Below are 18,771 nucleotides of genomic sequence, written 5' to 3' on the forward strand. Positions count from 1 at the left end.
GCTGAGACATGGGCTCCGTTCGCCGCCGAACACCAGGTCGCGCTCACCGTCATTGGCCCTCCCGTGGGCCATGTGTGGGCCGTGCCCGGTGCCATCGTGCGGATCATCGACAACCTCCTCGCCAACGCCCTGCGCGTCGCCCCGCCGTGCACCTCGCCTCCGGTGAGCAGCCACCCGGCCAGGGTCAGCGCGGACAGGACGAAGACGGCGGCGGGTGGCCGGGTCGAGCGCGGGGACGTGATCAAGGCGATTTTCGAAGGTACTGGGGTGCGGCCCTCGGAACCGGCCACCCATTCGCATACCGGCGAGTTCATGCAGGCCCTGGACGAAGGTCGCTCTGCCGAGGGCCGTCCGGAGACCCGGCGGGCGGGCTTCCGGACGGCGGCCCGGCGTCATCCCCACAGGCAGGACCCAGCGCCCGCGATGATCCCGCCGTTCGCCCCGGCGATCATTCCAGGTGGCCCGCCAGGACTCCCTGCGATCACGCCCCCGAGCCCCCACCAGAGCCCCTGCTTGCCGCAGTGAACCGCAAGCTGATTACGCTCGCGCTGCCGCTGGACCTTCGCCGGGTCGTCGCCGCCTTGGATCAGGTGTGTGCGCAGGAGGGGCGGGGCCGGTCGGTCTGAGGGGTCGTTGTCAATCTCCGGCCGGTGCCCTGGCCCCGGCCTGTCTTTCCGTTTCGACCGCCGGTGCTCATTGTCTGTGATCTCGACCCCGAACTGCTTGAATATCTGCTCCCATATGGTGGCGTAGCCGGGAGCACCGGTCGCGCCTTGGTCGCCCGACAGGTTGAGACCTCCAAGTAAGGCGTCAAGGAAGCTGGGGTACTTGATGACATGTTTGGGCTTCGGCCGGTATTTCACCGGAGGTGGAAGCTTGCAGAGGATCGGGAACATGTCGCAGAACGTCCGTGGCCTGACGCTGTCACCGGAGGACGCCACCGGCTTTCCCCGGTGATAGACCGTGTACCCGTGACCGTCGCTGTTGGGGCGGCGGTCCACGCCGTCGCCGTTGAAGCAATCGACCCCGTCGGGAGTGTGGTAGCACATGGTGCCGTCGGCGTCCGCGTTGACGACGGGGTTGTTGTCGGCGTAGGCGTAGCCGTTCCAGCTCTGCGGGTCTGCGCTGTCGAAGAGGGGGTCGACGGAGAGGAAGCGGCCGGTTTCGGGGTCATATTCGCGGGCGCCAAGGTGCGTCAGGGCGGTGGACTCGTCGATGGTGCCGCCGACGAAGCCCTTCTGGCCCGGCCAGGATGTCGGCGCGACGCCGCGTTGCTGTCCGAACGGAGTGAATCGGCGCCGAGCGGCGGTCTGGGTGGTGGTGTCGTCGACGATGGTGGTGGTGGTGCCCTGATGGTCGTCACCGAGCCAGACCAGGCCTTTGCTGGTGCGGGCGGCGATGATCTGGTCGGCGAAGCTGAGGTAGCGGGTTGCGGTCTTGGCGCCGGTCTTGGTGTCGAGCCGGACTTCCATGTCGGCGACGTAGAGGGTGGTGGAGGTGGGGTCGCGGCGGATAAGCCGGTCGCCGTCGGCGTCATAGACGTAGGTGCTCACGCCGGAGGGGTCGGTCGACTTGGCGAGGTGACCTTCGACGTCCCATTCCAGCAGGCGGTTTGAGCCGTGTTCGGTGGTGTTGCCGGCCTGGTCGTAGGTGTAGGTGTCGATCTGGCCGTCACGCGTTCCGCCCTTGTACGCGACGGAGGCCAGCGTGTGCGGTTGTGGCTTGCCGGCGCCCGCGTAAGTGTACGTCTTGGTGACGTCGCCGGTGGCCTGGTGGTCGATGTCCTTGGTGCGGTTGCCGACATTGTCGTAGGCGAAGGACTGCCAGTACGGTGCCGGTCCGCCGACGACGCTCTGCGAGGGAGCCGTGGCGCAGTCGCCGGTGGATGTCGTCCAGGCGTCAGTCAGACGTCGCAGGTAGTCCTGGCGGAAGCATTGGACGTCGGATGTCTGGTTGGAGGGCGTGTCGGCGATTTTGAGGATGTTGCCGGACTGGTCGTAGGTGTAGTTGGTGTCGGCGACGGAGATGGGAGCGGTCTCGCGTTCGTAGAGGGAGCGGGTGAGCCGGTTGGTGCCCTCCTCGTAGAAGTTGGTCTCCTTGACCCGCTTCAGGCCGGTGGTCATCGTCATGTCGAGGACCTGGCCGAGCTTGGAGTAGGTCGTCGAGGTGACGTAGTTGGTCAGGCCCCGCATCGTGGTCGGGTTGCCGAGCGCATCGTAGTCGTACAAGAGTGTCTCGCCGAGCAGGCCGCCGGCGGCGGGCAGCACGGTGCGGTGGACGGTCCCGTCGGGGTTGTAGTCGGTGGTGGTCTTGTACGTGCCGGCCAGGGCACCTTCGGCGGCCGGGATCACGGTCTGGGTGCCGGTGGGCCGGTAGGCGTTGTCGTAGCCGGTCACAGCGCTGGTGTAGGCGTCCATCGCGCCGGTGGCGGCATTCCTCACGTACCGGGTGGAGCCGGTCTGGCGGCCCTTGGCCTCGGTGCCGTCGGCGAGTTTGTCGAAGGTCCACTCGGCGATTTTGGTGCCGGCGGTGGAGGTGCCGGAGTATTCGGCGGTCTTGCGTCCGAGGGCGTCGTAAGTGAGGAACAGGCTGGCGCCGCGGGCGTCGGTGACCGTCGTGAGCAGGTCGTTCCTGTCGTCGTAGGAGAGCTTGGCGGTGCCCTTGTCGGGATCATCGGTCTGGGTCATGCGGCCGCGCAGGTCGTAGTGGTAAGTCCAGGTGTTGCCAGCGGTGTCGGTGATGGTGGCGGGCTGTCCGGCGCGGGTGTATGTGTAGGTGGTGGTGTCGTAGTCCCCGGCCGGGGCGTCGCCGTGGTACTGGCGGAATTCAGTGGTCTTCCCCTGTGCGTTGACGATCTTGGTGGTGGGGGTGGAACCGGGGGGCGGGTCGACGCTGATGCGGTCGCCGCCGTAGGTCGTGGTGGTGCGCCACTGCTCGGTGCCGCGCTTGCGGAAGATCTGCGCGGTGGGCCATTCCATGCCGTTGTAGACGGTGACGTTCTGCCCGGGGACGTCGTCGTCACTGGCTGGTACCCACAGCGTGCCGCCGGGGTCGCCTTCGGTGTAGTAGTCGTCGTTGGTCTTGTAGACCAGGCCGCGGGTGTCGTAGAAGGTGTCGTTGATCAGGCGGCCGCCGCCGGGGGCGGGCTGCTGGGTCTGGCGGGTGCGTAACAGGCCATCGTAGAGGGCGTAGCCGGAGGTGTAGGTGGTGCCGTCGGCGCGCAGTGTCGAGCTTGTGACGGTGGTGGGCCCGTCGGTGCGGATCTGGTAGCTGAACTTCGTGTTCGGGGTCGAGGCGTAGGTGGTCTTGGCGTGGCCGGGCAGCCAGACGCCGGTCAGCCGGCCGAGCGGGTCGTAGGCCAGGTCGGTGCGTTTGCCGTTAGCGTCGGTGGTGGCGGTGGCCAGGCCCCAGGCGGGCTCGATCTCGGTGGTAGTGACGTGACCGAGGGCGTTGGTCTCCTGTTTGGCGGTAACCAGTCCTGTGGCCGGGGTGTAGGAGGTCTTGGTGGTGGTGCCGTTGGGGTCGGTGACCACCAGAGGGCGGCCGTAGAGGTCAAAGGTGGTGGTGCCGACGGTGACGTACTGGGGGCCGCCGTCCCAGGAGCCGAGTTTTTCGGTCTTGGTGACGTCGCCCTTGGACGGCGCCGCGCCGAACGCCTTGCCGTCGTAGTATTTGCGCACGTCGGAGAGCACGTCGGCGGGCCGGTCGGGGGTGGCGGAGCATGCTTTCGCAACGGTTTCCACGCGAGCGGCGTAGGAAAGCATCCACCGGGTGGTGTCGCGTGCGTAGGTGGTGCGGATGCACTGGTCGTCGTCGGTGGTGGCCTCGTCGCCGAGGTTGTTGACCTCGGTGGACAGGCCGTCGGTGTTGTAGCCGGTGTCGGTAGTGGTGTACCGCCAGCCGCCGGAGGCCAGCGCGGTGCGGATGCGGGTCTTGCCCCCGCGCACCATGTGTGCGGTGGTAGTGCCCCAGGAGCGGACCCGTTTGGCGGTCTGCTTGGTCCAGTAGCCGCTGGTCGTGCCCGTCAGAGCAGCCCCGGTGGGCCCGTCGTAGCGGACCTCCTCCCGGACCCGGCCCTGCAGCGGCTCGGCGTCGTCCACAGCCGTCCCCGTGGAGTCGGTGATCTTGACGTCGCGGGTGCCGCCGCCGGACAGCTCGTCGCCGTCCATGCCGCGGAAGTAGGTGAACTCGGCCTTGGAGCGCTGTTCCCCGGGAGCGCCGCGTAGCACCCGCAACGTGCCGTAGCCGCGCCACTGCGACCAGGTCTTGTACTTCTCCTTGGTCAGACCGTCGTCGTCATCGTGGTGCCAGGCGCTGCCGCCGAGATACTCATACGTCTCCAGCACGTCGGGCGCGCCGCCGGTACGGTCGATCTGCTGGACCTGGGTAACCACGTACTTGTGGAACCAGTCGCGCTTGGGCGAGGTAGCGCCCTCCGGCGACCAGTACTGCGGGTAGCAGCGGCGGGTGTTGGAGTCCGGATCGGGGGTGTTCCCAGCCTTGCAGTCCTCGTCGGAGTAGGTAATGGACAGGGCGCCGCCGGTCTCGTTGTCGATCGCGGAGATGCGCCACTTGGTCAGCGGAGGCCGTCCCTCCAGGGCATCGACCCGGTTGGGCCGCTGCACGCCGGCGAACCTTACCGACGGCAGCGACGCCGTCACGCCGACTTTCCCGGTGTGCTGGATCCCGGCCAGCCACAACGACGCCGCCGTGCCGTCGCCGGGCGCGCGCATCTGCTGGTCGAGGGTCCAGGTGTCGACGTCCTTGTACGCGCTCCCCGACAGCACCTGAGTGGTGACGGCGGCCAGCCGCTTGCGCGTCCAGAAGGTCGGGGAGTAGCGGTCGAGGCACTTGTCGCCGGAGTCGCAGTTCTGGTCGTAGGGGACGTCTGGCCAGTACTTCGCGTTGTCCTTGGTGAACTTGCCCTCGGCGCAGTCGAAGCTCGACGTCGGGATGCACCGCTCCTTGCTGTCGAAGACGACCCGGGCCGGGGCCGAGGCGGAGAAGATCGCGTCGGAGCGCTGGCCGTAGTCGATGCGCTTGAGGTAGCCGCTGCGGTCGTAGACCGTGGGTGTGCCGTTCGGCACGCCGTCGGTCAGGAGGGTGACGTCGCGGCGGTAGTAGTTGCTCTCCTTGGCGTACCAGAACGTGCTGACCGTGCCGTGCGGGTCCACGACGTAGTCGAGGTTCCACCGCCACGCCTGCCGGCACCAAGAGTCGGAGAAGGAGTCCTTGTGGCAGGGCTCGCCGTCGTCGTCGCCGAACACCGGGACCGTCCACACCGACTGTGTCTCGGCCTTGCCGCTCGCCCAGCCGGGCAGGTGGTTCTGGCCGAAGTAGTACTGGGTACCGTCGGGGGTGGTGAGGCGCCAGTACTCGCCGTCGTTGTCGCCGTTGTCGGCACCCGACAGCTTCTCGATCCTGGAGCCGTCGTCCTCCTTCGGCTGCCAGGTACCGGTGGCGTCGTCGAGAACCAGCTCAGTGGCCCGGCCATTCACGGCCATGATGGCGTTGTGGTTGCCCCAGCACTGATCGCCGCGCTTGGGCGTCACGCCGTCATCGGCGCACGCCTTGTACCTGCGCTCGATGAAACCGGGCCAGTAGTCGAAACCCTCGCCGATCCAGGACGCCTGATTGTTGGTGGCGACGGTGCGGCCGTCGATGCTGCCCGAGGAGTAGACGAACCCGACGTCGGGAGTCGGCCCGCCCGGGGCCGGCGGCAGGCGCAGCGGATAGGACCAGGAGAACGAGCCGCTCTGGTTGCCCTCGTTCCAGGTCGCCGACGGCGACAGCGACGTGGCCTCGTACGTGCCCGCAGAACCGGACGGGGCGGCCTCGGCGGCCAGCGTGGTCGCCCCTGCGGCGAGGGCGACGTCGGCGGCCAGCCGGCCGGTGGTGACGTCGTTGCTCGTCGGCAGGGGCGTGCGGGTCTGGCACTCGGGCAGGTCGGGCATGGTGGCCGCGCACGCCGGCAACTGGACCAGGCGCAGGCGGGAGGCCCAGTCGCCGCCGATGGCGTACCGGAAGGCCGAGTAGTCGACCTCGACGGACAAGCGAGCCGGGGCGTTCTGCGTGGTGAGCTGGATGCCGAGGCCCTTGATCTGCGATCTGTCGGCGCTGCGTGCGTCGAGCGTGCGCACCTGGACGATGGTGGCCTCCCGCGCGCCCTTCGATAGGGTCGCGGGCGCGGCCCGGCCCAGCCAGACAGGCAAGCCTCCGGCCCGTAACCTGGCCCTGCCGCCGCTCGGCGCGGTTGCCCCCGCTGTGGCGGTGCTCTCCGCGCTCTGGGACGGCGTGTCGCCGGCCGCCGGGACGGTCACGGTCGCGGTGCCCGCTTGCGGCCAGGACACGGCGGGTGCGCCCTTGAGGTCGTATCCGGCCCCCGGGTCCGTCAAGGGCCCGCGTGCCTTGACGGTGCGGCCGGGCACCGGATGCTGTTCCTGGGCCTGCTGCCAGCCGGGGTCGTCGGTCGCCTGGGCGGCGGTCGGCGCCGTCAGCGTTGCCGGCACCACGATGACTAGAACTGCGGCGATCTCGATCCAGCCTCGCCTTGAACCGAGCACGGCTTTCCTCCCGAGGGGGCGTCGGTGAGCGTGTGGAGCGTGGCGTCTAGCCGTCGATGGGCAGGTTCATCGCGATGTTGATGACCTGACGGTCGGTCAGGGTGCCGGTGTAGGCGCGGACGTCGTCGATGTCGCCGCTGAAGTAGTCCACGGCGGCGCTCTTGTACGTGGCGCGGCCGATCTGCAGTGCGCCTGCCGCCCATCCGCCGGTGACGGGACGCTGGTCGTTGAGCTGGCCGTTGACGTAGAGGCGGATCTGTTTGGCCTGCTCGTCGTACACGCCGGCCAGGTGGGTCCAGGTGTTGAGCGCTGAGCAGTCGATGGGCTCGGCCGAGGTGGCGTGCGTCAGGGTGCCACTGGCGGCGTCAGGGGTTGTCGAGAACGACCAGTGCGGCACCGCGACGCCGTTCTCGGCGATGAGCCGGTAGCCGAGGTAGAAGGAGCTGTAGGTGGCTCCGTCCTGGGCCAGGACGGTCATCGCGTGGCTCGGCAGCACGCAGGTGTCGTCGCCTGACAGGCGGACCCACGCGGTCACGGCGTAGCTGTGGTCGGTGCGGAGCGGCGCCGACGGGGTGGTCGCGTAGCCGGTGGTGCCGTTCAAGCTGAGCGCGCCGCCGCCGTCGAAGCCGTCGCCGGTCCAGGCGGCGCCGCCGCCCAGGGCGGCGGGCCAGCGGCTGTCGGTGGAGTTGACCGCCGTGGTACCCGTGGTCTCCTCGAACTTCCACCAGCCGCGCTGGATGGGAGGTTGCTTGGCCATGGCGGCGATCTCGTTGCCGAGCGCGGGGTCGTTGACGGTACGCGGGTCGTCGGACAGCTCCCGCTTCCAGATCTGCACGTCGTCGATGTCACCGGCGAAGTTCTCGATGTAGGTGCCCTTCCATTGCACCCGCCCAAGCTGCAGCGGCCCGGTCGCGTCCCACGGCTTGTACGGGAAGTCGCCCTTCGTGGATTGCAGGATGCCGTTGACGTACAGCCGCAACTGCCGTTCCGGCGCGTCCCACACCCCGGTCAGATGCGTCCAGATCCCGGTCGTCGGCTCGTCGTCGCTGATCGCCCGGACGATGGTCATGTCGTCGACGTCGGCGTTGAACTTGTTGAAGATCCACCGCTTGTAGCCGGAGGAGTAGTAGAGCTGGAAGCCCGAGCCGCGCACGGCGTTCTGGCTGACCACGGTGGAGTTCTTGGTCTTGTCGTTCAGCAGCACCCAGGCCGACACGCTCATGCTCCGGTCGGTGTGCACCACCGGGCCGGACGTGCTGCCGTAGCCGGTGCTGCCGTCCAGGCGCAGGCCTCCGGCGACACGCGCGCCGGTCCAGGTGGTGCCGCCACCGAGTGTCGCAGGGTGGGTCGTCGCCGCGGAGTCGGCCGCCGTGGTTCCCGCGGTCTCGTCCAGCCGCCAGTGTCCCTCGGGGCCGAATCCGGCGTTGACGTAGAAGCTGTAGACGGTCGGGGTCTTGCCGACGTTGCCCGCCCTGTCCACCGGGTAGACGTACAGGGCGTTGAGCCAGTCGTGGCGGGGCGCGACCCGCACGTTCACGGTGGTCTGCCCGGCCGGGATCGAGATCTGGGTGGCGGGGGTGGCCAGAGCCGGGTCGTCGAGCGCCCAGCGGAAGGCCGACACGTCGCTCTCGCCGTCGCCGGGAGCCAGCGTGAGGCCGCCCGCCCACCCCACGCTGCCCTGCCAGGCGTCGGGCGTGTTCGGCGGATAGTCCAGGGAGGTCACCTTGGGCAGGGTGACGGGATCGACGGTGTCCACGGCGAACTCGCACCATTTGCTCCATGCGCTGGAGTCGGTGCCGTCGTAGGCCTTGACCCGGTAGGCGTAACTGTGGCCGGTGACGAGCCCGGACAGCTTGATCGAGTGGTCGGTGGCCGAGGTGGTGTACTTGTAGGCGGTCTTGCCGCCGCCGGGCATGGTCGAGGTGATGTCGTCCCACACGCCGGTGGTGGCGTTGTAGTGGTGCAGGCTGAACTCGGCCCGTACGCCGTCGTTGGCCTTGTCCGGGTCGTAGATCCGGGCCTTGAGCTGGAGCGGGTTGGCCGCGTCACCGGCGTTGACCGCCGGCCGGGCCGCTCCGGTGACACAGGGCGTGGCCGGATAGGTGCCGATCCCCGACGGAGCCGCCGGCGGGGTGTTGTAGTCGATGACCAGCTTCGGCGCGTTGCTGAAGCCCTTCCATCCCCACACGCTGCCGCTGGTGTCGTTGTAGTCCCTCAGCCCGAACGTCGTGTTCGACCAGCCCGATTTGGCGGCCCGGACGATCGCCTTGGTCACGTTGAACTCGATGCCCTTGTCCGGGCAGGAGGAGCTGTATCCGGCGTCGGAGGCGACGCTGTCCTGGTAGTCGGACCAGGACGGCTGATGGTTCCAGGTCGTGGAGGTGGAGATGCCGCCGGTGAGCCAGAGCTGCACGGCCTGCGGGTCGGAGGTGCAGCCCCAGGACTTGATCTGCGTGATGCGGAACGTGGCCTTCAGGATGTGCTTGCCGTTGACGTTGTCGGAATCCATGCGGAAGAACGAGCGCTTCACGCCGCCGCCGTAGGAGCCGGCCTCCGGCATGTGGCTGGAGTTCCAGTAATCCTGGGAGGGGTAGGACTTGTCCACGTACGTCCAGGCCAGCTTCGACCCTGACCACTGCGGGTCGATGTAGACCGGGTACATGGTGCCGGGAGAGGTCAGCAGGCTCTTGTCCGGCGTGATCGAGAGACGGTCCCCGGCCACGTCCACGCCCATGACGGCCTGCCTGCCCTCGCTCGACGGCCCGGCCTTGAGCGTGGCGGGGTCGGACGTCGTACCGGAGGAGTCCCACATCCTCGGCGCCGGCGCGTGGAACAGCTCGGTTCCCGTCTCGGTGACGGCGCTCAGGCCGCCGGTCGCCGTCTTGTGCACCGTCAGCCCGTTCGTGCGCATGCTGAAGGCGAGCTGGTTCAGCGCGGGGTTGGCGGCGGCCTGCCTGGTCTTGACCACGAGCACCTCGGATAAGCCGAGCACCGAAGCGGTGACCTTCAAGTCGAGGCCGGGCAGCACCTCGCCGTAGGTCGCGGTGTCCCCTTCGAGCACCGGCTTCGGCAGGCGCCCCGGCCAGGTCATCGCGACCGAACGGCCACCCTCGCCGATGGCGGCCAGCGGGGCTGTCCCGCCGCCCGAGAAGGTCAGGTCCAGCGGCGTCGCCACGGTGCGTACGCTTCCGTCCGCGGCGAAGACCAGGGTCGGGTCGACGTCGGCCCAGTCACCGCCGCGCCGTACCCGCTCAGGCAGCGCCGAGGTTTCGGAGGTGTACGAGCCGTCGGGATTGGCGAACACCTGGCGGGTCTCCGTGCGCAGCGACAGCACCTCAACGCGCTGCCTGCTGCCGCGCGCCAGCTCCAGAGCCTCGCGTTCGGACCGCGCGGGCGGGCTGCCCGTCGCCGCCGGCGCGGGGGACCCACCCGGCGAGGCCGCAACGGCTTGCGGACAGCAGACCAGCAGCGACATGACCAGCGACATGACCATGGCGAGGACACGGCTGAGGACGCTGCGGGGGGTGCGGCGGCGCATCGAGCCTCCAGGAAGTGCGACGAAGTGTGCTTGCGTAAGCTGCTCATCGGTTCCACCGCGTCGCAGGACGAACCCGCCCCTTGCGGGCACTCCGCTTTCTGACAGCGCCGGCGACTCGGACCGGCACCATTTATAGGAAAAAGCGGTCGTCCTTGGCGTCAAACTCTTGGATAGAGATCGCTGCGCCATCTGCGGTACGGCGGTGCGTGAGGGGTAAACCTCTGCTGTATATGCCTGGCGTTCCTACCGCGGAGGTAGCAGCGGCGGACCGACCGCTCAGGCGATGAGTGGCGCTTCCCGCGGCGGTTAGCATGCGCTGATGCGCGTGAAGATACTGTCGTCGCTCAGGCGGCTCGCCGCGATGAACCCCTTCGTCATCGATGTGATCTTCAGCGTGGTGGTCGCGGTCACCTCTGTGGTGTTCGGCTTCCTGCTGTCCGAGGAAGCGGCGCAGTTGGGCTACGCGCGGCGGCCTTGGGACGCCGCCGGTGTGGGGCTGACACTGGTCGTCACCCTCGTTCTGGCCTGGCGGCGACGCGCCCCGCTGACCGTGCTGGGGGTCGCCTGGGTCGCCGGGCTCGTCTTCCACGTGGCCGGCTACGACGCCCGGCTCAACGAGCTGCCGCAGCTGCTGGTCCTCTACACGGTGGCCGCCCGACGGCTCCCGGCCGTGTCCGTCCCCTGCGCACTTGCCGTGGCGGCCTCCTGGTGGCATGCGGCGGTCCTTGCTCCGGACAACTACACCTGGCCCAACATCGTGCAGGGCAGCCTCATGGTGGCCGTCGTATGGTCGTTCGGCAACCGGACACGGACGGTCATCAAGCGCAACAAGCAGCTCGCCGACCTGACCGAGCGCTTACGGCGCGACCAGGAGGGCAGAGCGCGGCGTGCCGTCACCGAGGAACGCCTGCGTATAGCCCGCGAACTGCATGACGTGGTCGCCCACCATATGTCGGTCATCGTGATTCAGGCGGGGCTGGCCCGCTACGTCTTCGGCTCCGACCCCCCAACCGCGCGCCAGGCTCTCACCACCATCGCCGACACGGGCAGCGAGGTCATGGGCGAGATGCGGCGGCTGCTGGCCGTCCTGCGCATCGACGCCAACGACAGCGCTGACGAGCGTGCTGACAGCTACGATCCGGTGCCAGGCCTGGGCCGGCTCGATCAGCTGACGGAACGGGTGCGCTCCGCAGGCGTCCCGGTGGAGGTGTCGATCACCGGCACGGTACGCCCAATGCCACCCGGGATCGACCTGTGCGCCTACCGAATCGTCCAGGAATGCCTCACCAACGTGCTCAAACACGCCGGTCCCGCTACGGCGCGGGTCTCGCTCGACTACGGAGCCGAACTGGAACTGCGCATCAGCGACGACGGGCGCGGGGCTCCGGATACCCCGGAAGGGGACGGCCACGGCTTGATCGGCATGCGGGAACGCGTCAAACTTTACAAGGGAACGGTCAAGACCGGTTCGAAGCCGTCAGGAGGATTCGAGGTCGTGGTCACTCTGCCGCTGCCCTCCCCGGGCACGGACATCCAGCCTCTCACTCCCGGCCCGTGAACCGCGCAGATGATCAAAGTACTCGTCGTCGACGACCAGGTCCTCATTCGCGCCGGCCTCGCGGCGCTGATCCGCGCCGCCCCCGGCCTCGACGTCGTCGGCGAAGCCGCGAGCGGACAGGAGGCCATCGCCCTGACGGCCGCCGCCCGGCCCGACGTGATCCTCATGGACGTCAGGATGCCCAGCATGAACGGGGTCACGGCCACCGAGCGCATCCTGTCCGCGCACCGCGACCAGCCGCCCCGCGTGGTCATCCTGACCACCTTCGACCTCGACGAATACGTCTACAACGCGCTGCGCGCCGGCGCCTCAGGATTCCTGTTGAAGGACACCCCGCCCGAACGGCTCATCGCCGCCATCCACACCATCGCCTCCGGCGACATGCTCTTCGCGCCCACCGTCACTCAGCGCCTCGTCAAGGCCTATACCCGCCGGCCGGACCCTGACGTCACCCGACTCGCGCCCGAACTCGACGCCCTGACCGCCCGCGAAGCCGAGGTTCTCAAGCTCGTGGGTCACGCCCTGCCGAACGCCGAGATCGCCACGCGCCTGAACGTCAGCGAGGCCACCGTCAAGACCCACCTCAACCGCGCCATGGTCAAACTCAACCTCGGCAGCCGGGCGCAAGCGGTGGCGCTGGCGTACGAGTCAGGCCTGGTCACCCCCGGGCCGGGAGATCGCCGCGCCCGCATGACGTCTGAATCCCAGGTCTCCTCGCGAAGCCGGACGACGGCGCCACCCCCAAGACCTTCACCGACCCCCGCCTCTGCGCCGCCATCGTCGACCGCCTCACCTTCGGCGGCAAAATGGTCGAAACCGGCACCGACTCCTACCGTCTCACCCAAACCCGCGCAACCCAGCAAGCCTGACCAGCCCACCATGCCCGGCACCAGCCTCGACACCCCCGAGCCTCCCTCTCTTGCTGAGAGACCTTAAGCCGAAGTGCGGGGGGTGCTTGCAACGGCGTGTGAAGGTGGCGTGGACGGTGCGCCAGGGCATCAGGAAGTCGGCGGGCAGATTGCGCCATTTGCAGCCGTTGTCAGCCACGTACCGAATGGCGTCCATGACCCGGCGACGGCAGTACTTCTCGGGTCGTCCGCCGTTGCCCTGTAACCAGGCCGGCCAGGGCATCAACGGCTTGATGACCTGCCATTCCTCGTCACTCATGTCGGTGGTGTAGCGGGGCGCCCGGATGGGGTGATCGGCACCCCGACCGGACTGGCAGGCCACACACGTGCAGGCAGTTTCTTCGGTACGGGAAACAGCGACGGGAGCGACGGCGTGCAACGGCGGCAGGCCTTCCGGTCGATGATGGGGCTTGGCCAACCACCGTTGCTACCGGAAGGTCACTTCCTGTCGCAGGAGATTCGCCCTACGTCACTGTTTCGCCCGATGACCGTGCGCCATCCCGCAAGCCACCCGCGCCTTCGCTGGAGCCTGTATCCTCCATCAAACGATCTTGCCTCCCGCTCCCAGCCGATGGGACAGCGTCTCCATGAGCAGCGCTTATTCACCTGTACCAGAACTGAACCAGCTCAACGACCTTGAGAAGCAACTCGAAGGAAAGTTCGTCTCGGACGGTTCGAGCTGATCGAATTCGGAGAGCCAAAGCACGACGGCTGGTCAGACGCCCAAGAGTTCATCGACGCCTTCCTGCCCTTCGCCTACGCCAACAGTTCGGGCTCGTTCTATGCCTTATGGCGCAGGGACGACCGCGCGGACCTCTCCACCTTGCCCATCGTCGTGTTCGGAGACGAAGGAGGAATCCACCTCACCGCACGCGAACTCCGGGATCTACTGCGCCAACTCGCGAGCGATCGACCACTTGACGTGGACTGGGGCGGCGCCAGTTTCGGCGGGTATAGGGGACACCATCGTGAGTGCGACGGCGGAGCCCAAGCTCACAAGACATATGTCGCATGGCTGAACCGGCGCTTCGGGCTGGTCCCGCCGGACGACCCAAACGATCTGATCGATGCAGCCGAGAACGAAGTCGGAGCTCAGTTCAAGACCTGAATCCGGGCATTCATCGAAGAAATCTAGAAACCCCCACGCTGATCTGGGCCGACAGCGCCTACGCCGGCAAGCTCGTGATCTGGGCCCAAAGCGCCTCCGGCTCACCCTGGAGATCGTCAAGCGCAGTGACGATGTCAGCGGCTTCGTGCTCCTTCCGCGCAGGTGGGTGGTGAAACGCACACTGTCGTGGATGGTCTTGTGGGCGATCATCATTCTCATGGGGCGAGGACTCGCACGATCGGCATCGCCCAAACCGACCTGACGATCAGTTTGTACACGGGCACCTAGCGGACCCCGCGCCGGCCCTCTGGCAGAGGATCGCCTCCGCGCTTTCCTTTGCAGGGGATTGACACCGCAGCGCCTTCGGATGGAATCCCGACCGTCGGCAGGGTGGGCCGCGGGCGGTTGTTGACCGTCCGCGGCCCGGTAGGACCTCACGTCAGCTGCGCAGGCTCCACTGCTGGTTGCTGCCGCCGTTGCACGACCACAGAATGATCTTCGTTCCGTTGGCGGTGCCGCCGCCGTTGGCGTCCAGGCACAATCCGGACTGCACACCGGTGATGGTGCCGTTGGAATTGAGGTTCCACTGCTGGTTGGTCTGTCCGTTGCAGTCCCAGATCACCACTTGGGTGCCGTTCGAGGTGCCCCGGTTGTAGGCGTCCAGGCACTTGTTGCCGAACACCTGCAGCTGCTTGCCCGACGTGTACGTCCACCGCTGGTTGGTCTGTCCGTTGCAGTCCCACAGCTGCGCCTGGGCGCCGTTGGTCGCAGTGCCGCCGCTGACGTCCGCGCATCGACCCGACTGGCCGCCCACGATCGTGACGTTCTGCTGGCTGCTCCCGCCGTTTCCTTGCCTGACGAGCGATTTCGACTCAACCGATCGATTCCCCTGGGCGTCCACGACGTAGAGCCGATACTCACCGGTCGACGGCGGAACGGCAATGGAGGTCGCGGTTCCGCTTGCCCGGGTCATCGTGTTGCCGACGACGAAGGAGGTCGTGCCCGAGGGGGCCAGCCAGACCGTCTTGCTCGCATCGCCGGTGCTGCGGATGGGGATCGATGTCACGCCGGCGCCGACGAAGGTGCTGGCGGGCAGGACGTAATCCGGCAGAGAAAGATTGCTCTGGGGGATGATGTTCCTGTACGCGTCCTCGAGTCCGGAGTTCACGGCTATGCCATAGGCCTGCGACGGCCAGACGTAGTCGGAGGATACGAGGATGTCCTGGACCGTGCTGTTCGGCAGGTTCTTGTTGGAAACTTTGTTGATAGGGCCGTATGTCTGCGTGATGCTCAGATCATGCTTACGCCCGAAGTCGTCGGAGTTGATGAGCCACGTGACATTCTTGTCCACGCTCAGGACGTTGTCGCGGAAGGTTATGAACGCTGAGCCTTCGTCCGGGTGGAGTCCGTACTTGTGACCGGCCGGGACGCCCTGCAGATAGTTGTTGTTGATCGTGGTTCCCGGCTGGCTGCCCAGCGTGTAGATGGGAGCCGTATCGCCCAGGCGCTGCACCGTGTCGATGATGTGGTTGTAGCTGATGTTGTTGTTCTTCGCCGTGGTGGTCGGCCGGTTGGGCTGGATCGAGCCTGACGATCCGTCGAAGTTCCACCACCCCCAGCCGAGCGTTATGCCGGACCACGGGGCTTTCTCGACGCGATTGTGCTGGATGGTCAAGCTGTCGGCGAAGTACGCCGAGATGGGGCTGTGCCCGTTGAACAGAACAGCACTGTCGTAGATGTAGTTGTTCTTTATCTCGATGTTCTTGGGCGCTCCTTCGACCTGAGCGGGATACTTCTCGTGATTCGTCGCGGTGTGGTCCCCGATGTAGACATGCTGGGGATGGCCGACGACGATAGCGGATCCGGCGATGTCGTTGGTGTAGTTTCCGATCAACTGCGAATTCACCACGTCGTTGGCCATGGTGATTCCGTCGACGCCGGTGTGCTGTATCCGGTTGTTCTGCAGGACGAGGCCGTCGGCGTTGTCGATCTGAATGATGCCGGGTGCCATGTCGACATTGCGGTAGTAATAGACGTGGAAGTTCTGCTTGGCATATACGAGTGCGCCGAGATTGCCCTGCTGGGCTTGTTTGAACGCCGAGCCGGCCACGTTGAACAGGTTCCAGTCGGAGTGCTGGACCGTGAGGCCGGAGAATGTGATGTTTCGGACGCGAGAACTGGTGGAGGCGCCGGCGACCCTGAGAAGGGTGGACACATTGTTCGGCGCGAAAACCGTCGCGGTCGCCATATCTTCGGAGGCTGCCTTGTAGTAGTACAACGTCCGGCTCGTCTTGTCGAAGTAGAACTCGCCCGGCGTGTCCAGGAACTCGTAGGCGTTCATGACCTTGTGGGTGCCGCCGACCTGGGCGTTCCCGTTGAAGGCGCCTTGGGCGATAGCCGCTCCCGGCTGCTGGAACTGAGCTATACGGTTCGTGCCGTCAGAGGTGACCTGCTGGACTCCCACGATGGCCGTGGTCCAGGTCGTCGCCGTCTCTATTTCGATGTCGTCTTGGTTGGCGGCGATAGCGGGGAAATCGCCCAGACTGTACTTCGCTCCCGCGCACTGCGAGCCCGATTCCCACGCCCAAGACGCCTGTCCGGCCGTGACGGTGTAATTTCCGTAGCACCCCTGCGAGTTTATCGTCTTCGAAGCCATGTACGCTCGCTTGTCGTTGACATAGAGCGCGCGGAGCTTGTTGCTGCGATTCAGCGGGGCTTTCCAGATGTTACCGCTGTGCTGCGTCCATCCGGTTACCTGAACACCGCCGTTGAGGATTGGCGTCTCGTTCTGGTACGCCGCGTACACGACCCGGAATCCGTTCGTGCCGGAGTCGGCCGGCGTGAAGTCGATCGTGCTGCCGACCGGATAGTTGCCCCCGCGGAGATACACGTGGATGTCGCCTGTCATGTCGGCGTTCACCGTGCGAACGACGTCCCTCGCGCGCTGCAGGGTTTGGAACGGTGACGTGATCGTTCCAGGGTTGGCGTCGTTGCCGTCGGGGGCGACATAGTAGGTTGCCTGGGCCGCCGCCGAGGCCGAGGCATTACCTGTGAACGTCGGCAGCAACACCGCGGCAACGAACACCGCAAGCGCCGCTAACGCCTTCCCAGTGGTGGGCAGGGCTGGTATCACACTCTGTTCCTTTCGCTGGTTCCGAGAAGGGTTTCGCCGCGAAATCACCCCGCCCCAGCAGAGCTCATCGGGGTGTGCCTTTGCGCGGGCGTGGCGCCTTGTCTTGCCGTTGCGGACATCGATCGGAGGGCCGCGCACCTTTCCGGGCCGAGGGGCCGGCCGCCCTCACGCCATGCGCGGCAATGCCGTAGCGCGGGGGCCTCGGCGGGTTCGTCGTCGGGAAGGCCGAATGTCCTTACCGCCGGATGAGCGGCGCCCGGCCGTCTTGCGCACCGAGCATTCGTCACAGGCGGCTCATGGGCTCTGCAGTACGCGAAGGACGAGTCTGCCGGTGCTGAAGGAGTTCTGGCCGTCCGCTCCGGCCCTGCGCTGACGAAAGTCACGCCGCCGGGGCGCGAGGTCTCCTCATAACACGCCCTAAGAATCCGTGACAGACGTGCCGTTACGGAATGTAACGTATGACGTATGCCGACTGATGTTTAGGAGTAATGTCGCATTAACATGGGTGTCTCGCAATAGTTGATGGAGCGCCGGAAGGCGCACCTCTTCGTCCACCCCCAGCGCCGCGGCGCTGGGCGATCTTCCGCGACATGGTGGACTTCCCGCGGGTCGCGGTGGGACGCCGCCGGTCATGCGTACGGGGCCACCTCACCTGGCAGCTCTCGGTCCGATCTGCCAGGTCAGGGCCGATGTCTCCGGCTCCGCGCCGGTTGCCGGCGGCCCGGCGCAATCCGCCATGCGGTGCCCGCGGCGCACCGGATCTCTGCTGGATCAGCCGCGTTCCGGGCAGGTTGAGGGAGGAAGCCGCCTATCTCAGCAGTGGTGGCTCACTTTGCCGATGAAACTTTCATGAGCAATGTGAGACAGCTGAGTTGAAGGCCGTCGTCGGGATAGGCGATCTTTTGTGACTAAAAGTAATCGCAGGGCAATGTCAGCTCACAGCCGGGTGCCTTACTGGCACCCGATCCCCGGCCCCGGCCTCAGGCCGTCAGGCGATGAGGCTACGCCGATAAACACGGAGGACCGAAGACGCTTGCGATCGGCACGCGCGCCGTTGCTCGCATGCCGGGCTCCGGGCCCGCGCCGACGCGGTCTCGCTGTCACACGGTGGTGAGCGGGAGTGTCAACTCCTGACCGGTGGGATCGAGGCTCATCAAGGATGGCCATGAACACGCGCTTCAGGGCGTCGGTCTCGTTGGGGAAGTGGCTGCGGGCTGGAACGACCTGGGAAACGATCAGGCGCTCGTCGATGACGTGCGGCGAGATCAGCCGGCTTCGTGTGCCCAGCGTTCGGTGAAGAGCCGGTCAGTGGGCGGGGCGCCGGGTAGCGGACGCGGGTGGCAGGCGCGCAGGCCGTCCACGGCGATGGTGAGAACGCGCTTGTGAGCGTCGGCGGCGGCTTCGATGAGGTCCTCGCGCCCCTGCTTGCGCAGTTGGTCCAGGGCGGGTGATCTGCCGAACTGCTCGATCAGCAGCGAGATGTCGATGGCGGTGACGTCCGGCCTGAGCACGCGGGCCTGGTGGGCGCGCTCGATGAGCGCGGCGAGCAGTTCGTCCGAGCGGTCGGATTTGGCCTGCATCTCCTTGGTGACCTCGATGGTGCCGGCGATCGGGGCGAGCGATCCCTGGCCGAACTCGGCGCAGGCGACGATGAAGGAGGCCAGTCCTTCCCATGGGTCGTCGTCGGCGAGAGCTTGTTCGGCGGCTTGGTTCCAGTTGTCGAGGGACAGTTCGGCCAGCCGCTGGAAGAGCTCCTCCTTGGTGCGGTAGCGGCGGTAGAGGCTACCGATGCCGACCCCGGCGGCCGCTGCGATGGCCGCGACGGAGGCGTGTGCCCCGTCGGCCGCCAGCACCTGGCGCGCCGCCTGCAGGAGGGCCCGGTCGTTGCGTTCGGCTTCCGCCTGCCGGGGACCGCGACGCTTTGGTTCGGTCATGCCTGCAGCATACCGAACTTGCGGAGCGA

The 18,771-nt window shown here is 67.0% G+C and carries 7 protein-coding genes and 1 pseudogene; 3 read left to right on the top strand and 5 right to left on the bottom strand.

Going from position 1 to position 18,771, the window contains the following annotated elements; genetic code table 11:
* Positions 1 to 392 precede the first annotated feature (392 nt).
* Positions 393 to 6,509, bottom strand: coding sequence for an RHS repeat-associated core domain-containing protein (locus tag AB0H84_RS34335; RefSeq protein WP_357613674.1), 6,117 nt, complete (start codon positions 6,507 to 6,509; stop codon positions 393 to 395).
* Positions 6,510 to 6,609: 100 nt separating this feature from the next.
* Entirely contained in the window at positions 6,610 to 10,101 is a 3,492-nt protein-coding gene (locus AB0H84_RS34340) for a LamG-like jellyroll fold domain-containing protein (RefSeq protein ID WP_357613677.1), read from the bottom strand.
* A gap of 319 nt (positions 10,102 to 10,420) precedes the next feature.
* Here AB0H84_RS34340 and AB0H84_RS34345 point away from each other — a divergent pair, with 319 nt between their 5' ends.
* Together AB0H84_RS34345 and AB0H84_RS34350 are read left to right on the top strand one after the other, a co-directional pair.
* The gene (locus tag AB0H84_RS34345; protein ID WP_357613680.1) at positions 10,421 to 11,659 is read left to right on the top strand and encodes a sensor histidine kinase; all 1,239 of its coding nucleotides are present in this window, start codon (positions 10,421 to 10,423) and stop codon (positions 11,657 to 11,659) included.
* Between the two features lie 9 nt (positions 11,660 to 11,668).
* Positions 11,669 to 12,595, top strand: a complete 927-nt coding sequence (locus AB0H84_RS34350; RefSeq protein ID WP_357613683.1) for a response regulator transcription factor — start codon at positions 11,669 to 11,671, stop codon at positions 12,593 to 12,595.
* Here the strand turns inward: AB0H84_RS34350 and AB0H84_RS34355 are convergent.
* Positions 12,497 to 12,853: a transposase gene (locus AB0H84_RS34355; protein ID WP_357613958.1), complete on the bottom strand. Its 357-nt coding sequence runs from the start codon at positions 12,851 to 12,853 to the stop codon at positions 12,497 to 12,499. The genes AB0H84_RS34350 and AB0H84_RS34355 overlap by 99 nt on opposite strands.
* A 925-nt stretch (positions 12,854 to 13,778) precedes the next feature.
* Here AB0H84_RS34355 and AB0H84_RS34360 point away from each other — a divergent pair.
* Positions 13,779 to 13,868 (top strand): annotated as a pseudogene (locus AB0H84_RS34360) (IS5/IS1182 family transposase); the annotation flags it as partial.
* 246 nt (positions 13,869 to 14,114) lie between these two features.
* Here AB0H84_RS34360 and AB0H84_RS34365 read toward each other — a convergent pair.
* Together AB0H84_RS34365 and AB0H84_RS34370 are read right to left on the bottom strand one after the other, a co-directional pair.
* Positions 14,115 to 16,808, bottom strand: coding sequence for an RICIN domain-containing protein (locus AB0H84_RS34365; protein ID WP_357613686.1), 2,694 nt, complete (start codon positions 16,806 to 16,808; stop codon positions 14,115 to 14,117).
* A 1,265-nt stretch (positions 16,809 to 18,073) separates the two neighbouring features.
* On the bottom strand, positions 18,074 to 18,742 hold the full coding sequence (locus tag AB0H84_RS34370; RefSeq protein ID WP_357613689.1) for a TetR family transcriptional regulator: 669 nt from the start codon (positions 18,740 to 18,742) through the stop codon (positions 18,074 to 18,076).
* Positions 18,743 to 18,771 lie beyond the last annotated feature (29 nt).

The sequence above is a fragment of the Nonomuraea sp. NPDC050786 genome (genome assembly GCF_040654115.1).
In the GTDB taxonomy this organism is placed as follows: Bacteria; Actinomycetota; Actinomycetes; order Streptosporangiales; family Streptosporangiaceae; genus Nonomuraea.